We start from the raw sequence: 9,108 nt of genomic DNA, 5'->3' as shown, positions 1-9,108 counted from the left end.
AGTCGAGCCACAAGGAAGAAAATACAAATCCACATTCACATATTTCAATATTACAGAATACACAAACCGTAATCAATCACGGATAAATAAGATTGATAGAAAGGAACGTATATTGTAGATGACTACTTAGATGGGTCAATTACAATATACCAGGAAGATAAAAAGTGAAAGAATTACAAATAAAAGAGATTTGCCAAGAAATAATCGATAAACAGACCAAATGTAATTATTCAGTTGAGTATATCCTTAAAAATAAGGATGATATCGTTCGTGCAGTTGCTGTAAATAAACATACAAAAAGCACTATCCAACTTGATATTGTCGATGGTCGAAATCATACACAGAATCTTGATTATTTTAACTTCAATCCAGATTTGTTTTTGTTTAGTGATTTAGAAAGAGAATATGAATTGCTTTATGCACCGTTGAATGTTCATTACGATATTTGGCGCTATTCTAAAGAAAATCATGAAACTCTTATTCATAAAAAAGGAATGAATCTTTATTTTGATTTTTGTAAGCGGAAAGATATTACAGAAAATACAATGTTCTTATTGAGTCTTAATAAAATAGATATTTCAAAATTCTATCATGAAAAAAATGGCTCGTATGAAATCATTCAGGAAATGCATATCAATGATGATTCGATTGTTATAGGATACAGTCCTACATCTCCAGCTAAATTTGTTACTTGGGAAACAAATGGAAATAGAAAATATGGATTTTATACAGGACATTATTTTAATGATTATGAAGAAGCATATAAGGATATGGAGAAACGTTCAAAATATTTACTTGAGCAGAATCTGTGTAGAAAAAGGAACTTTTTAAGAAAAAATAAAATAAATCAAGAAAGGTAGGTGAGATGAAATGAATAAACTAGATACATTATATGAACTACTTGAAAAATCATGTCATGATATTATTCAAAGTGAGGAATCATGGCTTTCATTTTTAAAAACATCCGGCTATCTTTATAATTTTAATTTTACCAACCAACTATTGATCTATCAGCAAAGACCTGATGCAAAAGCATGTACAGACTTTGAAACATGGAACAACAGGATGAACAGGTGGATCAAAAAAGGTTCAAAAGGTATAGCTCTTATAGACGATGGTGGTCGATATACAAAAATAAGATATGTTTTTGATATTGTTGATACAAGGAGTCCACATAATAGAGAACTTCATTTATGGAGTGTACAAGAGTCGTTTCATAAACAATTGATTGATAAAATTGCAAAACAATTTGATATGACTTCAAATGATGAGGATTTAGGAAGTTTCATCAAAGAAATTGCAAAGGAACAGACAGGCTATTATGTGGATGATTATTTTAAAAGGTTGATGAAATTAAAAGACGGTTCTTTGCTAGAAAGCTATGGGGAAAATGAACTAAAGAATCTTTATAGAAATCTTTTAGAAAATTCAGTTGCCTACAGTTTAATGAGCAGATGTGATATTGAAACAAGATTTTATTTTGAAGTGGATGATTTTATATCAATAGAACTTTTTAATACACCTGAAATGTTGGGAGTGATAGGTAATTCCTTTCAAGAAGAAAGTAATTCACTTTTAAATGTGATTTCTCATATTACAAAAGAATTGATAATTCAAAATCGCACATTTGAAAATAACAATCGTTTAGTAGATGATAAAATTGAAAAAAATGAAGGGAGTGTTATCAATGGAACAAATCACATACTCAACAGTGGGAGATTATCAAATGCCCAATTTGACAGTAGACAAGGAGATACCTTTAGGAAAATACGCAATGATGAAGAAAAAGTATCTGAAGGAACAGCAGCCAGAGATTCTCTTTTCACTTCGAGTAAGGAATCAACTGAGCTCTTACTTAATGGAAACAGAGAAGAAAGCAAACGAGATGATAGAAATGTTGATGAAGGAATTGTTAACGAAAAATCCAGCACCAAACAAAGAGATACATCAGATGGAATGGGTACAGCATATGAACAACCTTCAAAAAACAGCGGAAGAAATCATTCTGAAGGAAATAATCTACAATTAGATTTAGGAATTGAAGAAGTTGATAAGGAAAAGGGTGGCGATAATGTATTACCACCCTTTGATTTAAGTGATTTACCTCAACTCTTAAGAGAAGATGTTTCATTGCAACATAGCAAAGAAGAAATTATTCAGTATTTTCATGAGCATACAGATGAAATTGAAAGGGCAAATTATTTAAAAGAATGTTATGATGATACGCTTGTTCAAACATTCAGGTGTCCAGAACACTATGACTATAGTTATCTTGGCTATAAAAAAAGAAATGATGGACTGGACGTATGGAGTGGTAACTACTTGAATCGGAAAAGCGAATCGTACTTATCTTTTTTTCAACTTCAAAGTTATCTTGCAAAAATTATTGAAAAAGATGAATATCTTACATCGCCTTATGAAAATGAATCAGGATTAAAAAGGGCATATGAAAACAAAATCATCAATGCGAATGTCTTTTATCATGTTTTTCAGTATAACGATGAACTTTTAGAATCTGCAGGAAAAATCATTGAGTTTTTTCAAATACATGACAATGATGAAGAACGTTGTGAATATGTTCAGCGTATATATCCTGACAGTATAAGAGAATGGAAAGTTGATGATGTCATTCTTGGATATGACAGATTAGATGATGGGTTGCATATTTATTTAGGAACTTTTGATAATCAAGTTGTTTCTTATGATTATTCATGGAATTTTGTTGCTAAAGAAATTGATGGCATGATATTATCTCGATATTTTGCACCAGATATACAGATTCCATCACTGGAGGAACAAAAAAAATCAGTATATGAGAATATTCAAAATTTTGAAAATGGAATCTTTTTTTCACAACAGGAAATAGATAGAGTATTGACTCGTGGAAGTGGATTTGAAGAAGGCAAATACCGAATCAATCAAATGTTTTCAAAAAATAATACATTGAAAGAAAAGGTTCAGTTTCTAAAAAAAGAATATGGAGAGGGTGGAAGTTCTCCTGCAGTAGGTTTTATAAATGTCAATTATGATGCTAAAGGAATGAGTTTAAGTCGTTATCGTGAGATTGGAAAAGATGAAATCAAAATCATTTTAAAATGGGATAAGGTTGCTAAAAGGATAGATGAACTTATTCAACTTGACAGATATCTTAATAAAAAAGAAAAAGAATATTATCCAACATTCTTGCACAATCAACTTCAACATCAACTCGAATATGAAAGGAAAAGTATTAATCAAAGTCTTATCCCTGAATCTTCTGATGATTTACAGAATGAAAATATTCCAAAAGAGTATCAATGGAACTTGGGAGACAGCGTATATGTTGGAGCAACGGAATACAAAATTATTGAAAATGGTAATGAAATAACTTTACAGGATGAAAGCTTTCCATTGCTTTTAGAATATTATTCTAAAGATGATTTTCTCAAATTGTTAAAAGAAAACCCATTAAATGACCATTTGTTAAAACCAATAACACAGGTGGTTCAAGATATTAATATTGATAGTTCAAACCATACAATCATTAAAAAGTACCTTTCTGACCTTGAAGATCAAATCAAGCGTTCTATGATTTATCCCGCATTACGTGATAGCGATACAACAGATGAAGAGGCAGAAGATTATATTCGAGAAGAATTGATTTCTATTATGCCTTCTTATGAAACGAAGGATCCCGATTTTTATAACAGATATCTTAATGATGATGATTTTAGAAATTCGCTTGTTGATTATTTGATTGATAGAACTTATGAAGATTATTCAATATCTAATGATATTTTCAATAAAGAAAATGAAGAAAATAGTCAGTTGTTTGAAAAAATGAAAAAAATAGTACCACGTATTATGAATGAAGTCTCTGGTTTTTGTAACATGATAACTGCAAGTGACAATGATGATCCTTTGATGATTTTATATGATCATGATGAAAAAACAATAGACATGTTCCACTATTATGAGGTAAATGGTATAGAAGTAAGTGAGCCTTATATGACTTTTAAAGTTGATTTTTCAAAAGAACTGTTAGAGCCGATTTCATATAAAAATGACTCAATTGATATTGAAATTTCTTCTGATAATAAAAATAAAGACGCTTTATCAACCAAAGATGATTTAGAAAATTATGCAGATCAATGGCTTGATAAACTTTTAGAAAAAAATTATATAGTTGAATCCGAGCAAGTATTTAAGGATAGCATTAACAAAAGGGACATTTATCATATAGATTATGACAGCTCTTTTATTGTTTATAGTGACATGCCTTATTCTTTAGTAAAAGAGTTCGCAGATAATTATAATTATACTGTTTCAGATAAGATCCAAAAAGAAGATGTTTCAATTGATCCTGTTCAATCTGAAAAGATAAATTATCAAATTACGGATAAAGATTTAGGTAAAAAACCTTCAAAAGAAAGATACAACGATAATGTAGCAGCTATCAGACTGCTTTTTTCTTTAGAAAAACAAGGAAGAAACGCAACAAAGGAAGAACAGGATATTTTGTCTCGTTATGTTGGCTGGGGAGGATTAGCAGATGCTTTTGATGAAAGTAAATCGAACTGGGCAAATGAATATTTTGAACTCAAATCATTGTTGAGTGAGGAAGAATATAAAAGTGCAAGAGAATCAACATTGACTTCTTTTTATACTTCACCTGTTGTTATTGAAAGTATTTATAAGGCATTGAACAATTTAGGATTCAGACATGGTAATATTTTAGAACCATCATGTGGTATTGGTAATTTCTTTGGTATGCTTCCAGATGAAATGAAGGGTTCAAAGATGTATGGTGTGGAGTTGGATTCAATCAGTGGTCGTATTGCAAAACAGCTTTATCAAAATTCAAATATTGCAATAGAATGTTATGAGGAAACTAAGTTGCCAGATAGTTTTTTCGATGTAGCTGTTGGAAATGTGCCATTTGGAAACTTTAAGGTCGTAGATAAAAAATATGATAGGTTGAATTTCAATATCCACGATTACTTTTTTGCAAAAACAATCGATAAGGTAAGACCAAATGGGATCATTGCTTTTGTGACATCACGCTATACAATGGATAAAAGAAACAGTAATGTAAGAAGATATATCAATGAAAGATGTGAACTTTTAGGTGCCATTCGTTTACCTAATGATGCTTTTGGTGATACAAAAGCGGTCAGTGATATTCTATTTCTTCAAAAAAGAGAGCGTCCTGTTTTAAAAGATGATGATTGGGTTTCAACAGGAATAACAGAAGAAGGATATGTCATCAATCAATATTATATTGATCACCCTGAAATGATCTTAGGAACAATTGAAAAAACACATGCAATGTATGGCAGAGAGGATATAACGGTCGTAGGATATGATGAACCTCTCAATGAATCATTGGAAAAAGCTATCTATAATATCAAAGGTCACATAGATGAAGTTGATATTGTGGAAGAAAATGAAAACGAGATTGAAAGTATACCTGCTGATCCACAGGTAAGAAATTATTCTTATACTGTTATAGGCGATAAGGTCTATTATAGAGAAAATTCTTTAATGAATAAAGTTGATGTTGGTGATACAACATTTAAAAGAATAAAAGGCATGATTAGAATACGTGATACTGTCAGAGATTTGATAACCTATCAAAGTGAAGATTATCCAGAGGAAATGATTGCTAAAAAACAAAGAGAATTGAATGATTACTATGATGTTTTTACTCAAGCATATGGTTTGCTCAACAGTCGAGGTAATACCATTGCATTTAGAGAAGACAGTTCGTTCTATCTTTTATGTTCTTTAGAAAATTTAAACGAAGATGGAACTTTAAAATCTAAAGCAGCCATGTTTACTCAAAGAACGATTCGTAAAAAGAAAGAGTTTAACAATGTTGCTACAGCTAATGAGGCATTGATGGTGTCTTTAAGTGAAAAAGCAAAAGTCGACATTAATTATATGAGTGAATTGACGGGCATAAGTAATGAAAAAATCAAAGAAGATTTAGATGGTATCATATTTAAAGTCCCTAGTGTTTTAAATGAAGAACAGGAAGAATATGTAACAGCTGATGAATACCTTAGTGGAAATATCAGAGAAAAATTAGAAGTAGCCAAAATGTCAGCAGCAATTGATCCAAAGTATCAAAAGAATGTGGATGCTTTAGAAAAGGCAATGCCTAAAGAACTTACAGCCAGTGAAATTGAGGTCAGACTTGGGGCAACTTGGATTCCAGTAGAAATCTATCAGCAGTTTCTTTATGAATTACTTGATACACCTAGCTGGGTAAGAAACTATACGAAGCTTTCTTATTCTTCTTATAATGCTAATTGGAATATCAGTGCAAAGAATATGGATAAAGAAAGCGTAAAAGCTGATAAGACTTATGGAACTTCAAGAGCAAACGCATATAGATTGATGGAAGATTGTCTTAATTTGAAACAGACAAAAATATTTGATTATGAATATGATGATGACGGTAATAAACAAGCAATTCTTAATAAAAAGGAAACGATGATTGCCCAACAAAAACAGGATACAATCAAAGAAAGTTTTAATAATTGGATTTGGAAAGATCCTCAAAGACGTGAAGAATTAACACAGATTTACAATCGATTATTCAATAGCATAAGACCCCGTGAATATAATGGTGATCATTTAGAGTTTCCAGGAATGAATCCTGAAATTACTTTACGAAAACATCAAAAAGACGCCATAGCACATATTCTTTATGGTCAAAATGTTCTTCTTGCTCACGTAGTGGGGGCAGGGAAGACTTTTGAAATGACGGCAGCATGTATGGAATTAAAAAGATTAGGTTTAGCACAAAAGCCAATGTTTGTTGTTCCCAACCATTTAGTTGAGCAATGGGGAGCAGAATTTTTGCAACTCTATCCAAGTGCCAACATTCTAGTTGCAACAAAAAGAGATTTTGAAAAGAAAAATAGAAAAAAACTGTTTTCTAAAATGGCAACTGGTGAATATGATGCTATTATCATAGGACACTCACAATTTGAAAAAATACCCATGTCAATCGAAAGACAGAAGATGAATATTGAAAATGAAATTGAAGAAATTACAAATGGAATAAGTTCTTTAAAAGCAAATAATGGAGAAAGATTTACAATCAAACAGTTAGAAAGAACCAAGAAGGGATTAAAAGCAAAACTCGAAAAACTGAATAAGAATGATAGAAAAGACGATCTAATTACTTTTGAAGAAATAGGAGTGGATCGTCTTTTTGTTGATGAAGCACATTTTTATAAAAATCTTTTTCTATTTACTAAGATGAATAATGTATCAGGACTTTCTACAACAGATGCACAAAAATCTTCAGATCTTTATTTGAAGTGTAGGTATTTGGATGAAATTACAGGAGGGAAAGGGGTTGTTTTCGCAACGGGAACACCTATTTCCAACTCGATGACGGAAATGTATACGATGCAGCGTTATTTGCAGTATTCCACTCTAGTTAAGCATAACCTTCAGCATTTTGATTGTTGGGCTTCTACTTTTGGAGAAACAAGCACGAGTATCGAACTTGCCCCTGAAGGTTCTGGATACAGGATGAAGACTCGTTTTTCTAAATTCTTTAATCTTCCTGAATTGATTAATATGTTCAAGGAAGTAGCAGATATTAAGACTGCTGATATGTTGAATCTTCCTGTTCCTAATGCCCATTACCAAAATGTGGCAGTTAAACCTTCTGATATTCAAAAAGAACTTGTTGAAAGCTTAGGTGAACGTGCTCAAAAAATTAGAGATGGAGCAGTTGATCCTCATGAGGATAATATGCTTAAAATTACGAACGATGGAAGAAAATTGGCACTTGATCAAAGGCTTATCAATGAACTTTTACCAGAAAATAAAAATAGCAAGGTCAATGCCTGTATTAAAAATATATTGAAGATATATCATGCAACAGTGGTAGAAAAAAGTACACAGCTTGTCTTTTGTGATATGTCTACTCCTCGTAATGATGCATTCAATGTCTACGATGAAATTAGAAATAAACTATTAGAAGAAGGAATTCTTGAAAGTGAAATTGCATATATCCATAATGCAAAAACAGATGTTAAAAAGAAAGAACTCTTTTCTAAGGTTCGAGAAGGTAAAGTGAGAATTCTGATAGGTTCGACAGGTAAAATGGGAGCTGGAACAAATGTACAAGAATGCTTGATAGCAATACATGATCTGGATTGCCCTTGGCGACCTTCGGACTTGGAGCAACGTGCAGGAAGAATCGTAAGACAAGGAAATAGAAATAAGGATGTTTATATTTATCGTTATGTAACAGAAGGTACATTTGATGCTTATCTATATCAGCTGGTTGAAAATAAACAAAAATTCATAGGACAAATTATGACAAGCAAATCTCCTGTAAGAAGTGCTGAAGATATAGATGAAGCTTCACTTTCTTATGCAGAGATAAAGGCACTAGCGAGTGGAAATCCCAAAGTGAAAGAAAAGATGGAGCTTGATACGAAAGTATCCAAATTAAAACTTGCCAAAGCAAACTATCTTTCTCAAAAATATGATTTAGAAGATAGAATTATTAAATATTATCCACAGAAGATTAAAGCCATTAAGACAAGGATTGAAGGGCTAGAAAATGATATAAAAGATTTGAAACCTCAAAAAGAGTTTCAACAAATAAAAATCAAGGATATGTTGATAGTAGATAAAAAACAGGCAGGAAATGCAATACTTCTTGCCTGTAAGGAATATGATGGTCAGGATAAAAAATACATTGGAGAGTATAGAGGATTTGATTTGTACATTCAGTTCAACAGTTTAAGTCAATATTACATCATGTCTTTAAAGAAAGAACTTTATTATCCTGTTGAATTAGGAAATGATGTTTATGGGAATCTTACAAGAATTGATAATGCTATTGAAAATATTCCAAAAAGTTTAAAAGTGGAAAAGGAACTTCTTCAAAATACATTGCAACAGTTGCATAATGCTGAACTTGAAGTAGAAAAGCCATTTGAAAAAGAAGATGAATTGAATGATGCCTTAAAGAAACTGTCCAAAATCAATAAAGAACTTGATTTAGATAAGAAAGAAAATATTCCAGATACTTCTGTTCAAAAAAACGATACAGGTATTGGTCGTAAATCAAAAGTAAATAGGATGCGATAA

Annotated in this window: 3 protein-coding genes; all 3 read left to right on the top strand. The window is 31.4% G+C overall.

What is annotated here, in order from left to right:
• Nucleotides 1-164 precede the first annotated feature (164 nt).
• The 3 genes from LJD34_RS07220 (at nt 165) to LJD34_RS16600 (ending at nt 9,108) form a co-directional block, all read left to right on the top strand.
• A complete protein-coding gene (locus LJD34_RS07220; protein WP_117852038.1) occupies nt 165-860 on the top strand; it encodes a hypothetical protein in 696 nt (231 codons plus the stop codon).
• Between the two features lie 791 nt (nt 861-1,651).
• Entirely contained in the window at nt 1,652-2,029 is a 378-nt protein-coding gene (locus tag LJD34_RS07215; protein ID WP_318532718.1) for a TnpV protein, read from the top strand.
• On the top strand, nt 1,957-9,108 hold the full coding sequence (locus LJD34_RS16600) for a DUF6908 domain-containing protein (RefSeq protein ID WP_318532717.1): 7,152 nt from the start codon (nt 1,957-1,959) through the stop codon (nt 9,106-9,108). Before LJD34_RS07215 ends, LJD34_RS16600 begins: the two co-directional genes overlap by 73 nt.

The sequence above is a fragment of the Faecalibacillus sp. MSK20_93 genome (genome assembly GCF_020589945.1).
In the GTDB taxonomy this organism is placed as follows: Bacteria; Bacillota_I; Bacilli_A; order Erysipelotrichales; family Coprobacillaceae; genus Faecalibacillus; species Faecalibacillus intestinalis.
This window is presented reverse-complemented; position numbering and strand designations above follow the sequence as displayed.

Excerpts from the sequence above, each read along its gene's own strand:
- LJD34_RS07215 (WP_318532718.1), top strand. The coding sequence starts at position 1,652 with ATGATAAAATTGAAAAAAATGAAGGGAGTGTTATCAATGGAACAAATC.
- LJD34_RS16600 (WP_318532717.1), top strand. The coding sequence starts at position 1,957 with ATGGGTACAGCATATGAACAACCTTCAAAAAACAGCGGAAGAAATCAT.